Raw genomic sequence first — 23,521 nt, forward strand, 5'->3', positions numbered from 1 at the left:
TCCTTCCGCCCGTGCCTCATGCTAGGTCGCGAGCGCAAGATGCTGACAGCCATTGACAGTCGCCGCAGGAGCAGTGCAGTGATCCTCGCGAGCGCGCTCAGTCGAGCGCCTCCAGTGCGAGGTTCGCCCCGCGCGGCCGGCCTGGATTCAGGCGGAGTCCAGACCCCGATTGACCTGCCGGGCCCAGAACGGGCCGAGGTAAAGGAACGCGGTGTAGCCCTGCACGAGCGTCGCGCCAGCGGCCAGCCGCTCCGAGACATCCGCCGCGGTCTCGACGCCGCCGACGGAGATCACGCACAGGTCCTCGGGCACGACGGCACGGATGCGGCGCAGCACCTCGAGCGAGCGGGCCGCGAGCGGACGCCCCGAGAGGCCGCCTGCTCCCGCAGCCGCCACGACCGACGCATCCGTGGTCAGGCCCTCTCGGGCGATCGTGGTGTTCGTCGCGATGATTCCGGCCAGTCCCAGCTCGACGACGAGCCCCGCGATGCGGTCGATCGCGTCGTCGTCGAGGTCGGGGGCGATCTTGACGAGCAGCGGGGTCGTGCCGGCCTCGCTCTTGACGGCGCTCAGTAGCGGCGAGAGCAGTTCGACCTCCTGCAGCCCCCGTAGGCCGGGGGTGTTCGGCGACGACACGTTGACGACGAGGTAGTCGGCGAGCGGCGCGAGCAGGCGGGTGGAGGCCAGGTAGTCCTGCGTGGCCTCCTCCACCGGGGTGATGCGGCTCTTGCCGATGTTCACGCCGATGACGGGCCGGCGACGCCGGCGGTGAAGCCGCTCGAGCTGGCGGCGCGCGGCATCCGCCCCCACGTTGTTGAAGCCCATGCGGTTGATGACGGCACGGTCGGGGATGAGGCGGAACAGCCGGGGCTTGGGATTGCCGGGCTGGGCATGGGCGGTGATGGTTCCCACCTCGACGTGGCCGAAGCCGAGGGCGCCGAGGCCGAGCACCCCGCGGGCGTTCTTGTCGAAGCCGGCGGCCACGCCGAACGGCGTCGGAAACCGCAGGCCGAGGGCGTGCACGGGGTGGGCGGTGCGGCCGCGCGTGATGAGCCGGGTGATCGCGGAGATGCCTGGCAGCCCGAGCAGGCGGATCACGACGAAGGCGAGGTGGTGGGCCTGTTCAGGGTCCAGGCGCGAGAGCACCCGCGTGAACAGCATCGCGTACACGGGCTACTCCTGCGGGCGGGCCGGAAGGCGGCCGTGCTCGTCGCGCAGCTGCTCGATCGCCGATTCGAAGTCATCGAGCGACTCGAACGCCTGGTAGACGCTCGCGAAGCGCAGGTAGGCGACCTCGTCGAGCTCGCGCAGCGGCGGAAGGATGGCCAGGCCGATGTCGTTCGCCTCGATCTGCGAGGCGCCCGTCGACCGGATCGTCTCCTCGACCTTCTGGGCGAGGACCGCGAGGTCGGAGTCGGTCACCGGCCGGCCCTGGCATGCCTTCCGCACGCCCGACACGACCTTCTCCCGACTGAACGGCTCGACGACCCCGGAGCGCTTGATGACCGCGAGGCTCGCGGTCTCGGTCGTCGAGAAGCGGCGTCCGCACTCGGGGCACTGGCGACGGCGACGGATGCTGAGGCCGTCGTCGCTGGTGCGGGAGTCGATGACGCGGGAGTCCGGGTGGCGGCAGAAGGGGCAGAACATCGTGCTTCCAGCCTACTGGGCGGTGGGACGCGACCGTGCTCGGTCGGGAGGCCAAGCGATGCGACCGGGCTTTCGGGATCCGCCCTCAGGCGAAGCGGGCGCGCACCGCGTCGCCGTGCGCCGGCAGCACCTCGGCATCCGAGAGTGCGGCGATGTTCGCGGCGACGGCCTGCAGCGCGTCGCGGTCGTACTCGACGACCTGCTGGGGGCGCAGGAAGGTCGATGCGCCGAGACCGGCGGCGAAGCGCGCCTGCCCGCCTGTGGGAAGCACGTGATTCGATCCGGCCGCGTAGTCGCCGAGGCTCACGGGCGAGTGCGCTCCGAGGAAGATCGCCCCGGCGTTCTGGATGCGGGCGAGCACGGCCTCGTCGTCGGCCGTCTGGATCTCGAGGTGCTCCGGCCCGAATGCGTTCGCGAAGTCCGCAGCCTGGGCGAGGTCGTCGACGAGCACGACGGCGGACTGCGGGCCGGTCAGGGCCGCGCGCACGCGATCGCCGTGCGTCGTCGATGCGGCCTGCGCGGCCACCTCGTCGGCCACCGCGGTCGCGAGGCCGGGGGCATCCGTCACGAGCACGGCCGCCGCGAGCTCGTCGTGCTCAGCCTGGCTGATGAGGTCGGCGGCGATGAGCCGGGCATCGGCCGACGCATCCGCGATCACGAGGATGTCGGTGGGTCCGGCCTCGGCGTCGATGCCGGCCTGGCCGCGGATGAGTCGCTTCGCTGCGGCCACGTAGACGTTTCCGGGCCCGGTCACGAGTTGAACCGGCTCGAGGCCGATGTCAGCGACGCCGTACGCGAGCGCGCCGATGGCTCCGGCTCCACCCATGGCGTAGACCTCGCTCACGCCGAGCAGTCCGGCCGCGGCGAGCACGACGGGGTGCACGTGACCGCCGTGCTGGCGCTGCGGCGGCGAGACGAGGGCGATGGATGCGACACCGGCCACCTGCGCCGGAACCACGTTCATGACGACGCTCGACGGGTAGACGGCCTTGCCGCCGGGAACGTAGAGGCCCACTCGCGCCACCGGCTGCCAGCGCTGGCGGATGCGCGCACCGGGAGCGAGCTGGGTCACGATGGCGGGCGGCACCTGGGCGGCGCTCGCCGTGCGCACGCGGCGGATCGTCTCCTCGAGGGCGGTGCGCACTGCGGCATCGAGCCCGTCGACGGCCGCGGCGATCTCCTCGGCCGGCACCCGCAGGGCGGGCGGGCGTCCGCCGTCGAAGCGATCGGCCTGGGCGAGCAGGGCCTCGGCGCCGCCCCGGCGCAGCTCGTCGATGAGGGCGGCCGCCGTCTCGCTGGCGACGGCGACATCCGTCGCGGCTCGCGGAACGAGCGCGAGCAGCTCGGCGCTGGAGTACTCGTGGCCACGGAGATCGATCGTGCGCATCATCGTCGCCAGTCTACTGAGGCCCCAAGCACGCCGTTTCGGGAATACTCCGCTGCGCGCGATGATTGATGCACTCGTATGTCCGAATCAGCCGCCGCACCTGCCATCGCCTTCTCCGACGCGGGAACGCCGGAGGATCTGCTCGCCTTCAAGCAGGCCTTCCGTCGCCACGCGGCCGGCGTGGCCGTCATCACGGCGCGCGACGGTTCGGGCAAGCCGGTGGGCTTCACCGCGACCTCACTGGCCTCGCTCGCCGCCGTTCCCCCGCTCGCCACCTTCAACATGGCCCGCTCGGCCAGCTCGTGGCCGGCCATCGCCGAGACCGATGAGCTCGTCATCCACATGCTCGGGCGCCGCAACCGCCCCCTCGCTGAGATCATGTCGGGCCCGGCGGCCGATCGATTCGCCGGCGATCACTGGTCGCCCGGACCCAACGGCCTGCCGCTCCTGCACGACGTGACGGCATGGATGCAGGCTCGCATCATCGAGCGCATCTCCGTGCACGAGAACGCCGTCGTGGTCGTGCAGATCGAGAACGGCGAACTCGGCGTCATCGACGCGCCCCTGCTCTACCACGAGCGGCTGTACCACGCTCCCGGCGAACCCCTCTGAGCGCGGCCGGAACCCAGGACTCAGGATGCGCGCCCGTCCCCTGATCGCGGTCGGCCGAGCGCCCCGGTAACGTGATCCCGTGCTCGAAATCCGCCATCCGCTGCCCGCCGACCTGCCCGGCATGTACCGCATCTGCCTCATCACCGGCGACGCGGGCAACGACGCCACCGGGCGCCACGCGAACCCCGATCTGCTCGGGCACATCTACACGGGCGCGTACGCGGTGCGTTCGCCCGAGTTCGCCTACGTCGTCGTCGATGAACACGGCGTGGGCGGCTACGTGCTCGCCGTGCCCGACACCCGTGACTTCGAGGCCTGGCAGGAGCGCGAGTGGTACCCGGCGCTGCGGGCGCAGTACCCCCTCTCGGCCTTCGAGGGTGCCGCCGCCGACACTCCGGATGCCGCCCTGGTGCGGCTGCTGCACACCCCGGAACGGCGCACGGACTCCGTGATCGAGCGCTGGCCGGCGCACCTGCACATCGATCTCGCGCCGCGGCTTCAGGGTCGTGGGCTGGGACGGGAGCTCATCTCGCGGGCCCTCGACGGCATCCGCTCGGCCGGAGTGAAGGGGCTGCACCTCGCGGTGGACCCGCGCAACGAAGGCGGGAAGGCGTTCTACCCCCGGGTCGGATTCACCCGGCAGCCCGACGCGGTCGAGCCGGGCGTCGTGCTCTTCACGATCGACCTCTGACGCTGCCCAGACCGGGCCGACTTGCCACTTTTCGCGGGTTGATGGCGCCTCGAACCCGCGAAAAGTGGCAAGTCGGCGGGTGTCAGACGAGGCAGGCCGGGCCGAGCAGGCTCTTGAGCTCGCCGTAGAAGTCTGCGGTCACCTTGACCCGGTAGGGCACCTCGAAGACCCGTGCCGTCGATCCCTTCACGAGCCGCAGGCGCACCTCGTTGTCACCGGCGTGCCGGATGAGCACGTCGGCGAGCTCCGTCATCGTGTTCGTCGTCGCGCGCGCGTCGGGAAGGGTGATCTGCACCGGCCCCGAGTCCGAGCCCTGCCCCATGTCGGGGCTGAAGATGCTGTAGGCGTGCAGGTTCATGCCGTCATCGCGCATCGACACCCGGCCGCGCACGACGACGATGGTGTCGCCCTGCAGTGCCGGACCGAACTCCTGGTAGGCCTTGCCCATGAACATCACGGTCATCTCGCCGCTGAAGTCCTCGACCTGGATCATGCCGTACTGGTTGCCCGATGAACGCGCCGTGCGGTGCTGCACGCTCGTGATGAGACCGGCGATGGTGACGGTCTCGCCGTCCATGTTCTGATCGCTCGCGAGCAGGTCGGTGATGCTCGTCGAGGCGTGCTTGGCGAGAGGGATCTCGAGACCGGCGAGCGGATGATCCGACACGTAGAGCCCGAGCATCTCGCGCTCGAAGGCGAGCTTGTCGCGCTTGGCCCACTCGGGTCGCTCGGGAACCAGCGACACCGGCGCGGTCTCGACGTCGTCGAAGAGCGAGTCGAAGTCGAACCCGATGTCGCCCTTCTCCTCGGCCCGCTTCTCTTTCACGGCCGACTCCACCGCGCCCTCGTGGATCTCGATGAGCGAGCGACGCGTCGCACCGAGCGAGTCGAACGCCCCGGCCTTGATGAGCGACTCGACCGTGCGCTTGTTCGCGACGGGAATCGGCACCTTGCGCAGGAAGTCGTGGAACGACTCGAAGCGGCCCTTCTGCTCGCGCGCACCCCGGATGAACTCGACCACGTTGAAGCCGACGTTGCGCACCGCCCCGAGCCCGAAACGGATGTCGTCGCCGACGGCCGCGAAGAACCCGATCGACTCGTTCACATCGGGCGGGAGCACCTTGATGCCCATACGGCGGCACTCGTTGAGGTAGAGCGCGAGCTTGTCGCGCGCATCCCCCACCGAGGTGAGCAGCGCGGCCATGTACTCGGCCGGGTAGTGGGCCTTCAGGTACGCGGTCCAGTAGCTGATCACGCCGTAGGCCGCGGAGTGCGCCTTGTTGAAGGCGTAGTCCGAGAACGGCAGCAGGATCTCCCACAGCGTGTTGACCGCGGCATCCGAGTAGCCGTTGGCGTTCATGCCGTCGCGGAAGCCGGCGAACTGCTTGTCGAGCTCGCTCTTCTTCTTCTTGCCCATCGCGCGGCGCAGGATGTCGGCCTGTCCGAGTGAGAAGCCGGCCACCTTCTGCGCGATGGCCATCACCTGCTCCTGGTAGATGATGAGGCCGTAGGAGGTCGAGAGGATCTCGGCGAGCGGTTCCTCGAGCTCGGGATGGATCGGCGTGATCTCCTGCTGCCCGTTCTTGCGCAGCGCGTAGTTCGTGTGCGAGTTGGCGCCCATGGGGCCCGGCCGGTACAGCGCGATGAGCGCCGAGATGTCCTCGAAGTTGTCGGGGCGCATGAGCCGCAGCAGCGAGCGCATCGGGCCGCCGTCCAGCTGGAAGACGCCGAGCGTGTCGCCGCGGGAGAGCAGCTCGTAGGCGCCCCGGTCATCGAGCGCGAGGTCTTCGAGGACGAGGTCGACGTCGCGGTTGGCACGGATGTTGTCGAGCGCGTCGTTGATGATCGTCAGGTTGCGCAGCCCGAGGAAGTCCATCTTGATCAGCCCGAGCGACTCGCACGCCGGGTAATCGAACTGCGTGACGATCTGGCCGTCCTGCTCGCGCTTCATGATCGGGATGATGTCGATCAGCGGATCGCTCGACATGATCACGCCGGCGGCGTGCACGCCCCACTGGCGCTTGAGGTTCTCCAGGCCCAGGGCGGTCTCGAAGACGGTGCGGGCCTCGGCATCCGTTTCGAGCACGGCACGGAAGTCGGAGGCCTCGCGGTAGCGCGGGTGCTCCTTCTCGATGATGCCGGTGAGCGGGATGTCCTTGCCCATGATCATGGGCGGCATCGCCTTGGTGAGCTTCTCCCCCATGCCGAACGGGAAGCCGAGCACGCGCGAGGAATCCTTGAGCGCCTGCTTGGCCTTGATGGTGCCGTACGTCACGATCTGGGCCACGCGCGCGTCGCCGTACTTCTCGGTGACGTACTTGATGACCTCGCCGCGACGACGGTCATCGAAGTCGACGTCGAAGTCGGGCATCGAGACGCGGTCGGGGTTCAGGAAGCGCTCGAAGATGAGGCCGTGCTGCAGCGGGTCGAGATCCGTGATGCGCATGGCGTAGGCGGCCATGGAGCCGGCACCGGAGCCACGACCAGGACCCACGCGGATGCCGTTGCGCTTGGACCAGTTGATGAAGTCGGCGACGACGAGGAAGTACCCCGGGAACCCCATCTGGCTGATGACGCCGATCTCATAGTCCGCCCGCGCCCGCACGGTGTCGGACACGCCGTCGGGGTAGCGCTCGTTCAGGCCGTTCTCGACCTCTTTGACGAACCAGCTCTGCTCGGTCTCGCCCTCGGGCACCGGGAAGCGCGGCATGTAGTTGGCCGACGTGTTGAAGGCGACGTCGCAGCGCTCGGCGATGAGCAGCGTGTTGTCGCAGGCCTCGGGGTAGTCGCGGAAGAGCTCGCGCATCTGCGCCGGGGTCTTCAGGTAGAACTCGTCGGCGTCGAACTTGAAGCGGTTGGGGTCATCCAGCGTCGACGCGGACTGCACGCACAGCAGCGCGGCGTGGCTGGTCGCGTCGTGCGCATGCGTGTAGTGCAGGTCGTTCGTGGCCACGAGCGGCATGTCGAGCTCTTTGGCCAGCCGCAGCAGGTCGGTCATCGTGCGCCGCTCGATGGGCAGGCCGTGGTCCATGATCTCGGCGAAGAAGTTCTCCTTGCCGAAGATGTCCTGGAACTCGGATGCCGCCTTGCGCGCCTCGTCGTACTGCCCCAGTCGCAGGCGGGTCTGCACCTCGCCGCTCACGCAGCCCGTCGTGGCGATGAGCCCGTCGCTGTACTGCGAGAGCAGCTCCCGGTCCATGCGGGGCTTGAAGTAGTAGCCCTCGATGGAGGCGCGGGAGGAGAGCCGGAACAGGTTGTGCATGCCGGCCGTCGTCGAGGACAGCAGCGTCATGTGGGTGTACGCGCCGGCGCCCGAGACGTCGTCTTCGCCGCCGTTGCCCCACCGAACCCGGGTACGGTCGCCGCGGTGGGTGCCCGGGGTGACGTAGGCCTCGGTTCCGATGATGGGCTTGATGCCGGCATCCGTCGCCGTACGCCAGAAGTCGAAGGCGCCGAACATGTTGCCGTGGTCGGTCACCGCGACGGCGGGCATTCCCGCCTCGACGGCTGCCTCGACGAGCGGCTTGATGCGCGCGGCGCCGTCGAGCATCGAATACTCGCTGTGCACGTGCAGGTGCACGAACGAGTCACCAGATGAGGACACCAACGCTCCTAATGCTCGGGTGGAGGCTCCAGCTTAAACCGCTCCGCCGACCCTCTCGGCGTGTCGGACTGGCGAGCCGTCGGCGCGGCGCCGGATGCGGCTCAGTCGCCCCGCAGCACGTCGAGGGCGTGCTGCAGGTCGTCGGCGTACGGCGCCTGGAAGCTGACCCACTCCCCCGTCGCGGGATGCGCGAACGAGAGCTGCACCGCGTGCAGCCACTGGCGGGTCAGGCCCAGCCGTGCCGAGAGCGTGGGGTCGGCCCCGTACATGGCGTCGCCGACGCATGGATGCCGCTGCGCGGCCATGTGCACGCGGATCTGGTGGGTGCGGCCGGTCTCGAGGTGGATCTCGAGCAACGATGCCGCCCGGAACGCCTCGATCGCCTCGTAGTGCGTCACGGCGTGCTTGCCGTCGGCGGTCACGGCGAACTTCCAGTCCGAGCGCGGATGCCGCCCCACCGGCGCGTCGATGGTACCGGCGAGCGGGTCGGGGTGGCCCTGGACGACGGCGTGGTAGATCTTCTCGACCTCGCGGTCATGGAAGGCCCGCTTCAGCGCCGTGTAGGCCCGCTCGGACTTCGCGACGACCATGAGTCCGCTCGTGCCGGCGTCGAGCCGGTGCACGACGCCCGCACGCTCGGCGGCGCCGGAGGTCGAGATGCGGAAGCCGGCTGCGGCGAGGGCGCCGACGACCGTGGGGCCGCTCCAGCCGACGGAGGGGTGCGCCGCGACGCCGGCGGGCTTGTTCACCACCACGATGTCGTCGTCGTCGTGAACGATGCCGAGGTCGGGAACGGCGATCGGCACGATCTCGACCGGCGCCTTGGCCTGCCAGCTCACTTCGAGCCACGTTCCCGCGACGAGCTTGTCGGACTTGCCGACCGGGCGACCGTCCAGGCTCACCCCGCCCGCCTCGGCGACGTCGGCGGCGAAGCTGCGCGAGAACCCGAGCAGCTTGGCCAGGCCCGCGTCGACCCGGGTGCCGTCGAGGCCGTCGGGCACAGGAAGGGAGCGGGACTCCATCTCAGCCGCGCGGTTCGGGGTCGGGCGCGGTGATGACGGGGTTCACGCCGGGCTCGCCCTTCGCATCCGTGTTCTTCGGCGTCTTGGGGGCCCGCTTGCCGTCGAGCCCGATGCCCCGCAGGCTCAGGATGAGGAAGAGCACCATGCTCGAGACGATGCACGAGTCGGCGACGTTGTAGATGGCGGGAACGAGCCACGGCGTCGAGATGAAGTCGATCACGTGGCCCACCCCGAAGCCCGGGTCGCGCAGCAGGCGGTCGGTGAGGTTGCCGAGGACCCCGCCGAGCAGCAGCCCGAAGACGATCGCCCAGGCGACGGAGCGGATGCGGCCCGCGAACCAGACGATGAACACGATCACGGCCGTCGCAACGATCGTGAAGATCCACGTCATGCCGCTCGCGAGCGAGAAGGCCGCGCCGGCGTTGCGTACGAAGAGCAGTTGCAGCACCGGACCGAGGACGGGAACGCTCTCGCCCTCGGTCAGGTGCGTGACGACAAGGTACTTGCTGAACTGGTCGAGCCCGTACGCGCAGAGTGCGACGGCGGCGAGGACAGCGAGTGCGGTGGAGCTGACCTTCTTCGCGCCCGCGCTATCCGCCAAAGCCCTGGAAGCTCGGAGCCTGGGCGTCGCCGGATGCCGTCACCGGCGCGGCGTACTGGCCTGCGGAGCTCTGCGCCGGGGCTGCCGGTGCGGACTGGTCGAGGTCGCGCAGCTGGCCCTCGATGTAGCTCTTGAGCTTGGCGCGGTAGTCGCGCTCGAAGTTGCGCAGCTCGTCGATGCGACCCTCGAGAACCTGGCGCTCCTTGTCGAGTGCGCCGATCTGGGCACGCTGCTTGGCCTCGGCCTCGGCGACGACCCGCGCGGCGGTGGCGTGGCCCTCGGCGATGAGCGCGTCGCGCTTCTCGATGCCCTCGCGCACGTGCTCCTCGTGCAGCCGGCGGGCCAGCTGCAGCAGGTTCGTGGTGCTCGTCTGGTCGTCCTCGACGGCGGCGGGAGCCGCGACCGGAACCGGCGCAGGCACCGGGGCGGGAGTCGGCTCGGTGAAGCTCGGAACCGGAGCGGGCGCAGCCGCGGCCGGCGCCTCGCCGCCGCGTGCCTCTGCCGCTGCCAGACGCTGGCGCAGCTCGTCGTTCTCCTGGTTGAGACGACGCAGTTCGACGACGACCTCGTCGAGGAAGTCGTCCACCTCGTCCTGGTCGTATCCCTCACGGAACTTCGTCGGCTGGAACCGCTTGTTGACTACATCTTCCGGAGTTAGCGCCATGGCCTGCCACCCTTAGAACTGAGAATCGTGCTGGTGATGATGATCGACTAACGGTAGCAAACGCCACGGCCGCTTCGCACCGCACGCCACGCCGGTGCTCTGCCCCCATTCCGCGCGGCAACGTGGGCGAGCACCGGCTGCGCCCCGGAAAATCAGCGCAGGAACGCGGTGACCCACATGAGCACGATGACGAGCAGCATCGTGATACTCCACCCGAAATCGAAGGCGACTCCCCCGAAACGCAAGGGAGGCAGCAGTCGCCGGAAGAACCGGATGGGCGGATCGGTGATCGTGAAGACGAACTCGACGACGACGAGCCAGACGCCTCGCGGACGCCAGGAGTGGTTGAACGTGCGCACGAGATCGAGCACGAACCTCGCCCACATGACGAAGAAATACAGCAGGAGAAGGTAGTAGGCGATGCTCGCGATGAGCGAGACGAGCGTCACTTCCTTAGCGCTGGGCGAAGAACGACGCGTCCACGTCGCCGTCGACCTGGGCGTTCTCGCCCGAGACGGCCACATGCGCGGGCGAGAGCAGGAAGACCTTGCTCGTCACGCGCTCGATCTTGCCGTAGAGCCCCTGGGACAGGCCGCTCGCGAAGTCGATCAGCCGGCGTGCGTCGCCGTCGCTCATCTGCGAGAGGTTGATGATCACGGGGATGCCCTCGCGGAAGCTCTCGGCGATGACCTGCGCGTCGCGGTATTGACGCGGGTGCACCGTGAGGATCTCGTTCATCTCGGCGACCGGCGCGACCGGACGGGGCGCGCTGGCCTTCTGGCGCAGCGGCGTCACGGGAGCTGCTGCGGCGGCGCGAGGGGTCGCCGCAGCGGACTGCTGAGCCTGCGCTGCGGGCGCGGCCGGCTCGTCGTACTCGAGCTCTTCGTCAGCCAGACCCAGGTAGACCATGGTCTTCTTGAGCGGGTTGGACATCGCTACCTCCGTTGCCGATTCCTACGTTTCGAGGCTAGCCGCGCTGCGGCCGATTCCCGGTAATGGCCGTGCCGATTCGCAGGTGTGTCGCGCCTTCTGCGATCGCGGCACGGTAATCCAGTGACATGCCCATCGAGAGGGCCGTCGCATCCGGGGCCTGGGACTGGATGCGCTCGGAGAGCGCGCGTACATGCGCGAACGCCCGCCGGGGGTCCTCATCGAGCGGAGCGACCGCCATGAGGCCGAGCAGGCGCAGGCCGGGAGCGGCCAGCACGTCGTCGACGAGTCCCGGGAGAGCACCGGCGCTGGCCCCGCCCCGCTCGGGATCGCCCGTCAGGTTCACCTGCACGAAGCAGTCGACGACGGCATCCCGAGACGCGAGCGCCTGCACGAGCTCTGGCCGGTCGACCGAGTGGATCACCCGCGCGTACGCGCGCACCTGGCGCGCCTTCTTGGTCTGCAGCTGCCCAACGAAGTGCCAGGTGAGCCCGAGGTCGGCCAGCTCTGCCGCCTTCTCGCGGGCCTCCTGGTGCCGGTTCTCGCCGATGTCGCGCACGCCGGCCTCCGCGAGCTCGCGGATGAGCGAAGCCGGGTGGAACTTGGTGATGGCGATGAGGGTGATCTCATCCGCGTTCCGCCCGGCCTGCTCCGCCGCCTCGGCGATGCCGTCGCGCACGCGCGCGAGGCGGTCGCCGAGACTCATCGTGCGTCTCCTACTTCAGGAAGTCGGGGATGTCGAGGTCTTCGCTGTCGTCGGCGAAGGCGGGGTCGATCACGGCCGAATCCGCGGGCGCCTCGGCGCTCGACCATGCCGCAGAATCGACGAGCTCGTCGATGTCGAACTCCGACACGTCGATCTCGTCGACCGCCGTCGCGTCGGTCTTCACGCCCATGGCAGCAGCCGCGGCCGCGACCCCGGCCTTGACGTGCACGCCGCGACGCGGCTCGGCCTCGACCGTCTGCGGCTCCCCGCCGTCGAAGCCGGCCGCGATCACGGTGACCCGCACCTCGTCGCCGAGCGTGTCGTCGATGACGGCACCGAAGATGATGTTCGCTTCGGGGTGCACGGCCTCCTGCACGAGGCGGGCGGCGTCGTTGATCTCGAAGATGCCGAGGTTGGAACCACCCTGGATCGAGAGCAGCACGCCGTGCGCTCCGTCGATGGAGGCCTCCAGCAGCGGGCTGGCCACCGCCAGCTCCGCCGCCTTGATCGCCCGGTCGGCGCCGCGCGAGGAGCCGATGCCCATGAGGGCGGACCCGGCTCCCTGCATGACGGACTTCACGTCGGCGAAGTCGAGGTTGATCAGGCCCGGCGTCGTGATGAGGTCGGTGATGCCCTGCACACCGGCGAGGAGCACCTGGTCGGCCGTCTGGAAGGCCTCGATCATGCTGATGCCGCGGTCGCTGATCTCGAGCAGGCGGTCGTTCGGCACGACGATGAGGGTGTCGACCTCGTTCTTCAGGGTGCTGACGCCGGTCTCCGCCTGCGTCTGGCGACGGCGGCCCTCGAAGCCGAAGGGCTTCGTGACGACACCGATGGTCAGCGCGCCGATGGACTTCGCGATGCGCGCCACGACGGGTGCGCCGCCGGTACCGGTTCCGCCGCCCTCGCCCGCGGTGACGAAGACCATGTCGGCTCCGGCGAGTGCCTCTTCGATCTCCTCGGCGTGATCCTCGGCGGCGCGTCGGCCGACCTCGGGATCGGCGCCGGCACCGAGACCGCGGGTGAGGTCGCGCCCCACGTCGAGCTTGACGTCGGCATCGCTCATGAGCAGCGCCTGGGCGTCGGTGTTGATCGCGATGAACTCGACTCCACGCAAGCCCAGCTCGATCATTCGATTGACGGCGTTGACACCGCCGCCGCCGATTCCGACAACCTTGATGACGGCGAGATAGTTCTGGTTTGTTGACACGTCCGGCCTCCGGTTGAAACCCTAAACCTCTACTGGAAGCTTAAAGTTATGCTGGGTATGCATTTCTTGAGTTCGACGTTAGGTGCCGCTCGCGCGTGCCCGCGCAAGCGTCTCCCGCGTGTCGGAACAAATCGCGCCGAAGGAGCGGAACCGGCGCCGTCGACCCTCAGCTGTAGACGGGACTCGTCGGCGAGGAGACGTCGTAGCGACTCGCGTCCGGGGCCACGCCGAGCAGCCGGCCGAACACGGCCGCCTTCAGCACCGAGTCATCGGCACTGCCCCACACCACGGTGCGTCCGTTGGTGAGGGTCAGTGTGACATCGTCGTGCGTCGCGGCGGTGATGGTGTCCAGCTGGCCCCGGATATCGGCGGGCAGCGCGCGCACGACCTCACCGGACGCGGCCAGGGCGGTCGGGCTCGTCGCGCTCAGCACCGGGAATCCCGCCGGTCGCTCGGCAGAGGAGGAGATGACGATCCCGGCGGAGTCGACCAGATCGAACCCGCTCGCCGTCTTCTCGAGCCCGATCGGCTCGCGCTCGATGATGCGCACCACGAGGGTTCCCGGCGGATGCGCCTCGGTCGTGTAGCTCTGGATGAGCGAGAAGGCCGCGAGCTTGCGGTGCACCGCATCCTGATCGATGAGCGCGAGCGGGGTGCCGATCTCGTCGTCGAGGGCGTCGACGATGGCCGTCGGGGCCACGCGGTTCGCCCCCTCGACCTGGATGACGCGCAACGCCGTCACCGGCGAGAAGGCGACGGCCGCGACGATCGCGGCCATGCCGAGCACGGCTCCGATGCCGATGAGCACGTTGCGCCGCCGCCGGCGGCTCGTGACCGTGAACCGGCGCACCTCGGCGCGCTCGTACCGGCGGCGCGCCTTCGCAGCACGCCGCACCTCTGCGGCAGCGGCCGATGCCGCGGAGCGCAGGCCGACGCGAGGCCCGCGTGGTTCGGGGGGCGCGGTATCGCGGCGGTCGGTCTCATCGAGTTCGGGCGCCGGGTGCTCGATCACGGCGACGGGGGCGGTGATCGCCTCGTCCCGTGGACGGGAGGAGGGCCGCTGGCGCGGGAGCTCAGGGGCGGGCGGCCGTTCGAACCCGTTGGGGCGCTTCACGGCGCGAGCCCCCTCATCCGTCGGCCTTCTCGAGCGCGTCGAGCAGCTGCGGCACGATGCGGTAGACGTCGCCGCATCCGAGCGTGATCACGAAGTCCCCGGGCCGTGCGATCTGCGCGGTGTGGTCGGCCGCCTGCTGCCAGTCGGCCACGAACGCGACCCGCTCCGGATCGCTGAACCGCTCGCTGACGAGCGCACCGGTCACACCGGGCTCCGGGTCTTCCCGCGCTCCGTAGACATCGAGCACGACGGTCTCGTCGGCGTACTGCTCGAGCACGTCGGCGAACTCCTGGGCGAAGAGCCGGGTGCGACTGTAGAGGTGGGGCTGGTGCACGGCGATGATGCGCCCATCGCCGACGACCGTGCGGGCGGCCGACAGGGCTGCGGCGACCTCGGTCGGGTGGTGCGCGTAGTCGTCGTAGACGCTCACGCCCTTGACAGTGCCGTGCAGCTGGAACCGGCGCTCGGTGCCGCCGAACTCGGCGATCGCCGCGAGCGAGTCCTCGGGATCGAAGCCGAGGCCGACGAGAACCGCGAACGCTCCGGCGGCGTTAATGGCGTTGTGCCGGCCGGGCACGCGCAGCCGGGCCCGGTACTCGAAGCCCTGCCACTCCAGTGCGAAGGCGACCGGCCCGTCGGTCTGCACGTCGTAGACGCGCACGTCGGCGGCATCCGACTCGCCGAAGCTCAGCACCCGGGTGTCGTCGAGCCGAGCGGCGACACTCTGGGCGCCGGCGTCGTCGGAGGAGATCACGACGAACTCGCGGGCGTTGCGGGCGAAGGTGACGAAGGCGTCCTCGAAGGCCTCGAGCGACCCGTAGTGGTCGAGGTGGTCGGGGTCGACGTTGGTGATGAGAGCGACCGCGGTGTTGTAGAGCAGGAACGATCCGTCGGACTCGTCCGCCTCCACGACGAACAGCTCGCCGGATCCGCGGGCCGAGCTCGTGCCGAGCGACTCGATCACTCCCCCGTTCACGAAGCTCGGGTCCTGGCCGAGCCCGAGCAGGCCGGTGATGATCATGCCCGTCGAGGTGGTCTTGCCGTGGGCGCCGGCGACCGAGATGAGCCGCTGGTCGGAGATGAGGGCGGCGAGGGCCTGGGAGCGGTGCAGCACCGGGATGCCGTTGGCCAGCGCGTACTGGTACTCCGGGTTGTCCTGCCAGAGCGCGCCAGTGACCACGAGGGTGTCGGCGTCGCCGACGTTGGCCGCGTCGTGGCCGATGTGCACGGTGGCCCCTGCGGCGCGCAGGGCGGCGACGTTCGCCGTGTCGCGCAGGTCGGAGCCGGTGACGGTGTGACCGGCGCCGAGGAAGAGGCGGGCGATGCCGCTCATTCCCGATCCGCCGATGCCGACGAAGTGCACCCGCCCCAGGTCGTCGGGGATGCTCGTGGTCAGGTCGGGCTTGATCGTCACGTCGTCATTTCTCTCGTTCGGGGTGGTTCGCCCTCAACGTTACGCGCCCGCCGGCCGCTTGCCCGGCAGCGCCTCGTGCACGAGTGCCAGCATGCGCTCCGAGCCGTCGAGTACGCCGACGGATGCGGCTGCCGCAGCCATGCGCGCGCGGGCCGGTGCGTCGGCCAGCAGGGGCAGCAGCGTGCCGCGCACCCAGCCGGGCAGGAACGCGGCGTCATCGACGAGCAGTCCGCCACCAACCTGCACGAGGCCGGCGGCGTTGAAGCGCTGTTCGCCGTTGCCGACCGGGTAGGGAACATAGACGGCGGCGATGCCGAGCGCCGAGAGCTCACTCACCGTCGCCGCTCCGGCGCGGGAGACGGCGAAGTCGGCGACGGCCAGGGCGAGGTCCATGCGGTCGCAGTACGGCAGCAGGTGGTAGCCCTGCACGCCCGGATCCGCGATCTCGGCGGCGTCGCCCGTGATGTGCAGCACCTGCCAGCCCGCCGCGATGATCTCGGCCGCCGACCGGCTGATCGTGCCGTTGATGCGCCGGGCGCCGAGCGATCCCCCGGTGACGAGGAGGGTGGGGCGAGAAGCATCGAGGCCGAAGAACCCGATGGCCTGCGCTCGGGCGGCAGGCACGTCGAGCCGGGCGATCTCCGCGCGCAACGGCATTCCGACCACGCGCGCGTGCGGCAGCGGCGTTCCCGGGAAGGCGACCCCGACGTGCGAGGTGAACCGCGCTCCCAGCCGATTCGCCAGGCCGGGCTTGGCGTTGGCCTCGTGAATGGCGATGCCGGCTCCCGTGCGCCGGGCGGCCAGGTAGGCGGGCGTCGAGACGTAGCCGCCGAATCCGACGACGACGTCGACGCCGCGCTCGGCGATCATCGCCCGCACCTCGGCGACAGTGCGGCGGAAGCGGGACGGGAAGCGCAGGGCATTCGCGTTCGGCCGGCGCGGGAAGGGCACCTTGGCGATCGTGAGCAGCTCGTAGCCGCGAGCGGGCACCAGTCGGGCCTCGAGGCCCTCGGCGGTTCCGAGCACGAGCACCTCGCTCTCGGGCTCCGTCGCGCGCAGCGCGTCGGCGACGGCGAGGAGCGGGTTGACATGGCCGGCGGTGCCTCCGCCGGCGAGAAGGTAGCGCGTCACCGCATCCGCCTCGGAGCCGCGTCGAGGCCGACGTAGCCGCCCCGCGCGAAGGAGAGCACGACGCCGATGGCGAACAGGGTCGTCAGCAGCGCCGTGCCGCCGGCCGAGACGAGCGGCAGCGGAACGCCGAGCACGGGGAAGACGCCGACGACGACACCGATGTTGATGCAGGCCTGGCCGATGACCCAGACGAGCACGGCCCCCGTCGTCACGCGCGCGAACATGTCGGGCGCCTGGCGCATGATGCGGATGAAGACGATGGCCAGCAGCACGAACAGGGCGAGCACGACGATCGCGCCGATGAGGCCGAGCTCCTCGCCGATGACGGCGAAGATGAAGTCGCTGTCGGCCGCGGGCAGCCATGACCACTTGGCCGTGGAATTGCCGAGCCCGACGCCGAGGATGCCGCCGTTGGCCAGGGCGTAGTCGCCGTGGGTGGTCTGCCAGCAGTCGTTGTGGATGTCGGTGCAGTTCGGGGCGATGAAGGCCTGCAGCCGACGCATGCGGGAGTCGCTCGTCACGGCCATCAGCAGCGCACCGGCTGCTCCGATCACGATCGGCAGCACGATGAACCGCAGCCGCACGCCGGCGAAGAAGAGCGCGCCGACGAGGATGCCGCCCATGACGATCACCGTGCCGAGGTCGCCGCCGAGCAGGACCAGCCCGGTCGCGCCGCCGCCGATGATGAAGACCGGAACCAGCGTGTGCTTCCACTCGCCCAACCGTGCCCGCTTCATCCACATCACGTTGCCGAGCCAGACGATGAGGGCGACCTTGATGATCTCGGAGGGCTGGAACTGGAACGAGCCGAGCCCGAGCCAGTTGCGGTTTCCGCCGTCGGCGATGCCGAGGGGCGTGGCGAGCACGAGCACCTGCAGCACGGTGCCCAGGATGAGCAGCGGCAGTCCCAGCCGCCGCCAGAACGCGGGCGGCATGCGGCTCGCGAGCAGCATGATCGGCACTCCGATGGCGGCGAAGATGAGCTGCTTCCAGGCGCCGCCGAAGGAGCCCTCGTGCTCGAGGTAGGAATCCACCGACGAGGAGGAGAGCACCATCACGATGCCGAAGATGACCAGGAAGAGCGTGGTGCCGAGCAGCAGGAAGTAGTTCGCTCCGTCGGCACGGAAGACCCGTCCGAGCGAGATGCGGGCGGCGGATGCGGTCGACGCCAGCTGCGCGGTCCTAGTGGTGGGCTGAGGCGGGGCCTGCACCATCCGCCTCACCTCCCAGCATCTCTCGAACGGCCTCCGCGAAGAGGTGGCCGCGTTCCGCGTAGTCGGCGAACTGGTCCATCGAGGCGGCGGCAGGAGCCAGGAGAACGGTGTCTCCGGCCTGCGCCATCCCGGCGGCGAATCGGACTGCGCGGGGCATGACCTCTCCAGTGTCATCGGTCTGCACCTCGGCGAGCGGCAGCGAGGGCGCGTGTCGCTCGAATGCCGCCCGCAGCTCGCCGCGTTCCACGCCGATGAGCACCACACCGCGCAGCCGCGAGGACTGCACCCGCACGAGCTCGTCGATGTCGACGCCCTTCAGCAGCCCGCCCGCGATCCACACCACGGAGGGGTAGGCGCGCAGCGACGCCTCGGCCGCGTGCGGGTTGGTCGCCTTGGAGTCATCGACCCAGCGGATGCCGTCGGCCACCGCCACCGTCGCGATGCGGTGCGCATCGAGCCGGAAGGAGCGCAGGGCGTCGTGGATGGTGCTCGGCTCCACTCCGGTGGCACGAGCCAGGGCACTCGCCGCGAGGATGTTCGCGACGACGTGCGGCGCGGCCAGGCCGAACTCACGCAGTTCATCCAGGGTCGTCAGCTCGAGGGCCGTGTTGCGGCGGTCATCCAGGAAGGCGCGGTCGCACAGGATGCCGTCGACGATTCCGAGATCGCTCGGGCCCGGTGCGCCGAGGCCGAAGCCCACCGCGCGGGCGCCCTCCTGCACCTCGGCCTCCTCGACCATGTGCATCGTGGTCTCGTCGGCGCGGTTGTAGACGCAGGCGACGCGGGTGTTGGCGTAGACCTTGGCCTTCGCATCCCGGTAGGCGGCCGCCGAGCCGTGCCAGTCGATGTGGTCGTCGGCGATGTTGAGGCACACCGAGGCGAGCGGCGCCAGTGATCCCGGCCCCGAGGTCGGGATGTGGTGCAGCTGGTAGCTCGAGAGCTCGACGACGAGCACGTCCCACCCCTGCGGGTCGCGGATGGCGTCGAGCACGGGGATGCCGATGTTGCCGCACGGCGCGGCGCGCAGGCCGGCGGCGTGCAGGAAGGTGGCCGTCAGCTGCACCGTCGTCGTCTTGCCGTTCGTGCCGGTCACGAGGATCCACTCGGCCGGGTCCCCGACCTTGTCGCGCAGCCGCCACGCGAGCTCGATGTCGCCCCAGACGGGGATGCCCTGCTCCTGCGCCCACAGCAGCACGGGATGGTCGGGATGGAACCCCGGGGAGGCGACGATGACCTGGGGATGCTGCTCGACGAGCTGCGCGGGAACGGTCGCGAGGTCGGCGACGACGAGGCGAGCGCCGATCACGTCGAGCAGGCGGGAACGCTCATCGTCGGCCGAGGAGGCGACGACGAGCACGTCGGCGCCGAGCTCGGCGAGTGTGTCGGCGACGGCGAATCCCGTCACTCCGAGCCCGAGCACGCCGACGCGCAGGCCCCGCCAGTCGGCGTGCCAGCTCGTCAGCGCATCCAGCGAGGCAGGGCTCTCAGCCGGCGTCTGCCCGGCCGTCGGAGCGCTCACTGCGAGAGCCATTCGAGGTAGAAGGTGCCGACACCGGCGGCCACGAGCAGGCCGGCCACGATCCAGAACCGCACCACCACGGTGATCTCGGCCCAGCCCTTCAGCTCGAAGTGGTGGTGGATGGGACTCATCAGGAAGATGCGCTTTCCGCGGGTGATCTTGAAGTAGGCGCGCTGAACGATGACCGAGCCGGTCTCGATGACGAACAGGCCGCCGATGAAGACGAGCAGCAGCTCCGTGCGGCTGAGCACGGCGAGGGCCGCGAGGGCGCCGCCGAGGGCGAGCGAGCCCGTGTCGCCCATGAAGATCTGCGCCGGCGAGGTGTTCCACCAGAGGAACCCGACGAGCGCTCCGGCGATCGAGGTCGCCACGATGGCGAGGTCGAACGGATCGCGCACCTCGTAGCACTTGTAGAGGTTGTCGGGGTCGATGCCCGTGCTCTGGCACCACTGCTGCGCCTGCCAGAAGCCGACGACGATGTACGAGCCGATCGCGAGGATCGACGCGCCGCTCGCGAGCCCGTCCAGTCCGTCGGTCACGTTGACGCCGTTGGAGGCGCCCACGGTGATCAGGCAGATCCAGATGACGAACAGGCCGATGCCGACGTACGTGCCGAGCACCATGAAGTCGATCGGCAGGTCGCGGATGAACGAGATGCTCGTCGAGGCCGGCGTGACGCCGGCGCGGTTGGGGAAGTTGATGGCCAGCACCGCGAAGACGCCGGCGACCACGACCTGGCCGATCACCTTGGCCCAGCCGCCGAGGCCGAGGCTCTGCTGCTTGTGGGTCTTCAGGAAGTCGTCGATGAAGCCGACCAGCCCGAGGCCCACCATCATGAACAGCACGAGCAGGCCCGAGATCGTGGGAGCCTCGCCGCTGGCGTAGACGGCCACGAAGTAGCCGAAGAGCACGCCGACGATCACGACGATGCCGCCCATGGTCGCGGTGCCGCGCTTGGAGTGGTGCGACTTCGGCCCGTCGTCGCGGATGAACTGGCCCCACTGCAGTCGGTGGAAGAGCTTGATGAAGGCGGGAGTCAGGAAGAGGGTGAAGGCGAGCGAGAGTACCCCGGCGGTCAGCAGCGCTCTCACGAGTACAACTCTCCCAGACGGTCGCCCAAGTGGCGAAGACCTGCCGAGTTCGAGGACTTGACGAGAACCAGGTCGCCGGGCCGGATCATGCCCTGCAGGAACGCGAAGGCGGCATCCGCGTCATCGACGATGCGCGATTCGCCGTCCCAGGAGCCCTCGTTGATGGTCGAGATGTGCATACGGCGCGCCTCCTGCCCGACGACGAGCACCTGCGAGATTCCCAGCCGCACGGCGAGCAGGCCGACACGGTCGTGTTCCTCGCCGGCGTACTCGCCGAGCTCGCTCATCTCGCCGAGCACCGCGATGGTGCGCTGGCCGGGCTCCGCGATCTGCACGAGCGTCTTCAGCGCCGCCGCCATGGAGTCGGGGCTCGCGTTGTAGGCGTCGTTGATGATGCTCACCCCGTCGCGCCCGCCGAGCACCTGCATGCGCCAGCGCTCGGCGATCTGCACGGACTCGAGCCGCTCGACGATGTGCCCGATGGCAACGCCCCACTCCTCCGCGACGGCGGCGGCGGCGAGGGCGTTCATCACGTGGTGCTCGCCGAGCACGCGGAAGCGCACCGGTGCGCTCTGCCCCGACGCCAGGTGCAGGGTGAACTGCGTTCCACGGGGTCCGACATGCACGTCGGTCGCGCGAACGGATGCGGCCTCATCCCGTCCGAACCACACCACCCTGGCGCGCGTGAGGTCGGCCATGGCGGCCACCCGCGGATCGTCGCGGTTGAGCACCGCGACGGCGTTCTCGGGCAGGTCGGCGACCATCTCGCTCTTGGCGCGCTGAGTGGCCTCGATGCCCCCGAACCCGCCGGCGTGGGCCAGGCCCACCTTCAGCACGACGCCGATGTCGGGCATCGCCATGCCCACCAGCCGGCGGATCTCGCCGATGGCGCTCGCGCCCATCTCTGCGACGAGGTAGCGGGTCTCGGCATCGACCTCGAGCATCGTCAACGGGGCGCCGACCTCGTTGTTGAACGAGGCGCGCGGTGCGATCGTCGGGCCGACGCCTTCGAGGATGGCGCGCAGCAGGTTCTTCGTGGTCGTCTTGCCGTTCGAGCCCGTGATGCCGACGATGCGCAACCCGCCGAGCGCGCGCACCCGGGCGATGACGTCGGTCGCGAGGGCGCCGAGGGCGTCGACCGTGTCGGCGACGACGAGTTGGGGAACGGCGGACCCGATGGCCTGCGCGTCGAGGACGTGCTCGACGACGAGCAGTGCGGCTCCCGCCTCGACGGCTGCGGGGGCGAACAGGTGGCCGTCGGTGAATTCGCCGCGCTTGGCGAAGAAGATCTCTCCCGGACCCACGTCACGGGAATCGGTGTGGGAGCGGCCGGCGACGACCGTTGCCGGGGTCGCATCCGTCCCATCGAGGTGAAGCTCCCCGCCCGTGGCCGCTGCGATCTCGGCAAGGCTCAGCGCGATCACAGCCAGCCCGCTTCCTGCAGCGCGATGCGCGCGTCTTCGCGTGCCGAGTAGGGCAGCTTCTCGCCGGCGACCTCGTGGTAGTCCTCGTGGCCGGGGCCGGCATAGAGCACGACGTCTCCGGGGCCGGCCAGGGAGAGCGCCAGGCGGAAGGCGGCGCGAGGGTCGGGCACCTCATGGAATTCGCCATCGGGAACGGCGGAGCGGGCGCCATCGAGCAGGGCGGCGCGGATGGCGGCGGGGTCTTCGAAGCGCGGGTGGAAGTCGGTGATGACGAGGGCGTCCGCGCCCCGTGCGGCGATGGCCCCCATGTCGCTGCGCTTGGTGGTGTCGCGATCGCCGTCGGCGCCGAACACCATGATGATGCGGCCGTCGGTGGTCTTGCGCAGCGCGCCGAGGGTGTTCAGGAACGCGTCGGGGCTGTGACCGTAGTCGATGTAGACCCGCGGTCCCGACTCCCCCGAGATGCGCTCCGCCCGACCCGGGATGTAGGCGTCGATGCCGCCGTCGCGCTCGAGGACGTGCCCGATGGCATCGAGGTCGTACCCCGACTCCACGAGCATCGCGATGGCCAGGGCGGCGTTGGCTGCCATGAACCAGCCCAGCAGGGGCACGTTCGTCACGAGGGAACGGCCGTCGGGCCCCTCGAGGCGGAACTCCGTGCGGGACTCCCCCTCGGAGAGCAGGCTCATGCGCCAGTCGGCATCCAGCTCGGGCGAGGTGGTGAGCGTGGAGACGGGGATGCGGGAGGACTCGGCCACCTTGCGTCCCCACTCGCTGTCGACCGTGACGACGCCCCGGCGCGAGCGATCGGGCTGGAACAACTCGAGCTTGGCCTGGAAGTACTCGTCGAGGTCCGCGTAGTCATCGAGATGGTCGTGGCTGAGGTTCGTGAAGCCGGCGACGTCGAACACGAGACCGTCGACCCGGTGCCGGCTGAGCGCCTGCGCCGAGACCTCGACGCCCACCGCGCGCACCTCTGCCTCACGCATGCGCGCGAGCAGGGCGTGCAGTTCGCTCGCCTCGGGGGTCGTCAGCGAACTCGTGACGGCGGTGTCGCCGATGCGACGCTCCGCCGTCGAGCTGAGCCCCGCCTCGACGCCGAGCTGTCGCAGGATGGCGAACAGCAGGTAGACCACGCTCGTCTTCCCGTTCGTGCCGGTGACCGCGAACAGCGTGGCGGGGTTGTCGTCGGTGCGGTAGATCCACGCCGCGACGGCGCCGAGGGCGGCGCGCGCATCCGGGGTCACGAGAACGGGGAGCCCGCTCTGCTCTGCGGCCGATGCGCCGGCCTCGTCGGTGAGCACGGCGACCGCACCCGCCTCGCGGGCGGCGTCGGAGTAGGAGGCGCCGTGGGCGTTTCGCCCCGGGACTCCCACGTAGAGGTCGCCGGGCTGCACCGTGGCGGAACTCAGGCTCACGCCGGCCAGCTCGACGCCGTCGATCTCTCCACGGGTCTCGAGCGCGAACTCGTCGACGAGTCCTGACAGGGCACGTGGTACGGGGTGCTGCGGCCGGAGGGTCGCCCTGCCGTCGGTCACGT

Annotated in this window: 21 protein-coding genes; 2 read left to right on the top strand and 19 right to left on the bottom strand. The window is 69.9% G+C overall.

All coding sequences use genetic code 11. The annotated features are described in order from the left end of the window. Positions 1 to 147 precede the first annotated feature (147 nt). The 3 genes from WDJ51_RS14720 to hisD all read right to left on the bottom strand — a co-directional run bounded on the left by WDJ51_RS14720 (position 148) and on the right by hisD (position 3,037). Positions 148 to 1,170: a quinone-dependent dihydroorotate dehydrogenase gene (locus WDJ51_RS14720; RefSeq protein ID WP_337853220.1), complete on the bottom strand. Its 1,023-nt coding sequence runs from the start codon at positions 1,168 to 1,170 to the stop codon at positions 148 to 150. Positions 1,171 to 1,173: 3 nt separating this feature from the next. Further along, positions 1,174 to 1,647: a transcriptional regulator NrdR gene (nrdR, locus tag WDJ51_RS14725; protein ID WP_337853221.1), complete on the bottom strand. Its 474-nt coding sequence runs from the start codon at positions 1,645 to 1,647 to the stop codon at positions 1,174 to 1,176. 85 nt (positions 1,648 to 1,732) lie between these two features. Next, positions 1,733 to 3,037: a histidinol dehydrogenase gene (hisD, locus tag WDJ51_RS14730; protein ID WP_337853222.1), complete on the bottom strand. Its 1,305-nt coding sequence runs from the start codon at positions 3,035 to 3,037 to the stop codon at positions 1,733 to 1,735. A gap of 75 nt (positions 3,038 to 3,112) precedes the next feature. On the opposite strand from hisD, the gene WDJ51_RS14735 reads away from it, so the two are divergent. Continuing rightward, on the top strand, positions 3,113 to 3,646 hold the full coding sequence (locus WDJ51_RS14735; protein ID WP_337853223.1) for a flavin reductase family protein: 534 nt from the start codon (positions 3,113 to 3,115) through the stop codon (positions 3,644 to 3,646). A 79-nt stretch (positions 3,647 to 3,725) separates the two neighbouring features. Further along, a complete protein-coding gene (locus WDJ51_RS14740) occupies positions 3,726 to 4,337 on the top strand; it encodes a GNAT family N-acetyltransferase (RefSeq protein WP_337853224.1) in 612 nt (203 codons plus the stop codon). Between the two features lie 82 nt (positions 4,338 to 4,419). Here the strand turns inward: WDJ51_RS14740 and dnaE are convergent, their stop codons facing one another. From dnaE to WDJ51_RS14820, 16 genes are all read right to left on the bottom strand, one after another. Next, positions 4,420 to 7,887, bottom strand: a complete 3,468-nt coding sequence (gene dnaE / locus WDJ51_RS14745; protein WP_443218509.1) for a DNA polymerase III subunit alpha — start codon at positions 7,885 to 7,887, stop codon at positions 4,420 to 4,422. A gap of 155 nt (positions 7,888 to 8,042) precedes the next feature. After that, the gene (locus tag WDJ51_RS14750) at positions 8,043 to 8,963 is read right to left on the bottom strand and encodes an RluA family pseudouridine synthase (protein WP_337853226.1); all 921 of its coding nucleotides are present in this window, start codon (positions 8,961 to 8,963) and stop codon (positions 8,043 to 8,045) included. Between the two features lies 1 nt (position 8,964). Further along, a complete protein-coding gene (gene lspA / locus WDJ51_RS14755; protein WP_337853227.1) occupies positions 8,965 to 9,564 on the bottom strand; it encodes a signal peptidase II in 600 nt (199 codons plus the stop codon). Further along, a complete protein-coding gene (locus tag WDJ51_RS14760; protein WP_337853228.1) occupies positions 9,554 to 10,228 on the bottom strand; it encodes a DivIVA domain-containing protein in 675 nt (224 codons plus the stop codon). The genes lspA and WDJ51_RS14760 overlap by 11 nt, the downstream gene beginning before the upstream one ends. Positions 10,229 to 10,380: 152 nt before the next feature. Next, entirely contained in the window at positions 10,381 to 10,677 is a 297-nt protein-coding gene (locus WDJ51_RS14765) for a YggT family protein (RefSeq protein ID WP_337853229.1), read from the bottom strand. A 4-nt stretch (positions 10,678 to 10,681) separates the two neighbouring features. Next, entirely contained in the window at positions 10,682 to 11,161 is a 480-nt protein-coding gene (locus WDJ51_RS14770) for a cell division protein SepF (protein WP_337853230.1), read from the bottom strand. A 34-nt stretch (positions 11,162 to 11,195) separates the two neighbouring features. Further along, positions 11,196 to 11,864, bottom strand: a complete 669-nt coding sequence (locus WDJ51_RS14775; protein ID WP_337853231.1) for a YggS family pyridoxal phosphate-dependent enzyme — start codon at positions 11,862 to 11,864, stop codon at positions 11,196 to 11,198. Between the two features lie 10 nt (positions 11,865 to 11,874). Then, positions 11,875 to 13,074, bottom strand: coding sequence for a cell division protein FtsZ (gene ftsZ, locus WDJ51_RS14780; protein WP_337853232.1), 1,200 nt, complete (start codon positions 13,072 to 13,074; stop codon positions 11,875 to 11,877). 166 nt (positions 13,075 to 13,240) lie between these two features. Beyond that, on the bottom strand, positions 13,241 to 14,188 hold the full coding sequence (locus tag WDJ51_RS14785; RefSeq protein ID WP_337853233.1) for an FtsQ-type POTRA domain-containing protein: 948 nt from the start codon (positions 14,186 to 14,188) through the stop codon (positions 13,241 to 13,243). Between the two features lie 13 nt (positions 14,189 to 14,201). Beyond that, positions 14,202 to 15,602: a UDP-N-acetylmuramate--L-alanine ligase gene (gene murC / locus WDJ51_RS14790; RefSeq protein ID WP_337853234.1), complete on the bottom strand. Its 1,401-nt coding sequence runs from the start codon at positions 15,600 to 15,602 to the stop codon at positions 14,202 to 14,204. 39 nt (positions 15,603 to 15,641) lie between these two features. After that, a complete protein-coding gene (locus WDJ51_RS14795) occupies positions 15,642 to 16,733 on the bottom strand; it encodes a UDP-N-acetylglucosamine--N-acetylmuramyl-(pentapeptide) pyrophosphoryl-undecaprenol N-acetylglucosamine transferase (RefSeq protein ID WP_337853235.1) in 1,092 nt (363 codons plus the stop codon). Next, positions 16,730 to 17,947, bottom strand: coding sequence for a putative lipid II flippase FtsW (ftsW, locus tag WDJ51_RS14800; protein WP_337853236.1), 1,218 nt, complete (start codon positions 17,945 to 17,947; stop codon positions 16,730 to 16,732). The genes WDJ51_RS14795 and ftsW overlap by 4 nt, the downstream gene beginning before the upstream one ends. After that, complete coding sequence (gene murD / locus WDJ51_RS14805; protein ID WP_443218506.1) at positions 17,916 to 19,478, bottom strand: UDP-N-acetylmuramoyl-L-alanine--D-glutamate ligase; 1,563 nt, start codon at positions 19,476 to 19,478, stop codon at positions 17,916 to 17,918. The genes ftsW and murD overlap by 32 nt, the downstream gene beginning before the upstream one ends. After that, positions 19,463 to 20,557, bottom strand: coding sequence for a phospho-N-acetylmuramoyl-pentapeptide-transferase (gene mraY, locus WDJ51_RS14810; protein WP_337853238.1), 1,095 nt, complete (start codon positions 20,555 to 20,557; stop codon positions 19,463 to 19,465). Before mraY ends, murD begins: the two co-directional genes overlap by 16 nt. Then, positions 20,554 to 21,981: a UDP-N-acetylmuramoyl-tripeptide--D-alanyl-D-alanine ligase gene (locus tag WDJ51_RS14815; protein ID WP_337853239.1), complete on the bottom strand. Its 1,428-nt coding sequence runs from the start codon at positions 21,979 to 21,981 to the stop codon at positions 20,554 to 20,556. Before WDJ51_RS14815 ends, mraY begins: the two co-directional genes overlap by 4 nt. Further along, a complete protein-coding gene (locus WDJ51_RS14820; protein WP_337853240.1) occupies positions 21,978 to 23,519 on the bottom strand; it encodes a Mur ligase family protein in 1,542 nt (513 codons plus the stop codon). The genes WDJ51_RS14815 and WDJ51_RS14820 overlap by 4 nt, the downstream gene beginning before the upstream one ends. Positions 23,520 to 23,521: the final 2 nt, after the last annotated feature.

It is taken from the genome of Rathayibacter sp. YIM 133350 (assembly GCF_037404875.1).
Classification (GTDB): domain Bacteria; phylum Actinomycetota; class Actinomycetes; order Actinomycetales; family Microbacteriaceae; genus Orlajensenia.

What these genes read in the sequence shown, in the direction of transcription:
- nrdR (WP_337853221.1), bottom strand. Translation starts at nt 1,647, where the DNA reads ATGTTCTGCCCCTTCTGCCGCCACCCGGACTCCCGCGTCATCGACTCC.
- hisD (WP_337853222.1), bottom strand. Translation starts at nt 3,037, where the DNA reads ATGATGCGCACGATCGATCTCCGTGGCCACGAGTACTCCAGCGCCGAG.
- WDJ51_RS14735 (WP_337853223.1), top strand. Translation starts at nt 3,113, where the DNA reads ATGTCCGAATCAGCCGCCGCACCTGCCATCGCCTTCTCCGACGCGGGA.
- dnaE (WP_443218509.1), bottom strand. Translation starts at nt 7,887, where the DNA reads ATGCTCGACGGCGCCGCGCGCATCAAGCCGCTCGTCGAGGCAGCCGTC.
- WDJ51_RS14750 (WP_337853226.1), bottom strand. Translation starts at nt 8,963, where the DNA reads ATGGAGTCCCGCTCCCTTCCTGTGCCCGACGGCCTCGACGGCACCCGG.
- WDJ51_RS14760 (WP_337853228.1), bottom strand. Translation starts at nt 10,228, where the DNA reads ATGGCGCTAACTCCGGAAGATGTAGTCAACAAGCGGTTCCAGCCGACG.
- WDJ51_RS14770 (WP_337853230.1), bottom strand. Translation starts at nt 11,161, where the DNA reads ATGTCCAACCCGCTCAAGAAGACCATGGTCTACCTGGGTCTGGCTGAC.
- WDJ51_RS14775 (WP_337853231.1), bottom strand. Translation starts at nt 11,864, where the DNA reads ATGAGTCTCGGCGACCGCCTCGCGCGCGTGCGCGACGGCATCGCCGAG.
- ftsW (WP_337853236.1), bottom strand. Translation starts at nt 17,947, where the DNA reads ATGGTGCAGGCCCCGCCTCAGCCCACCACTAGGACCGCGCAGCTGGCG.
- murD (WP_443218506.1), bottom strand. Translation starts at nt 19,478, where the DNA reads ATGGCTCTCGCAGTGAGCGCTCCGACGGCCGGGCAGACGCCGGCTGAG.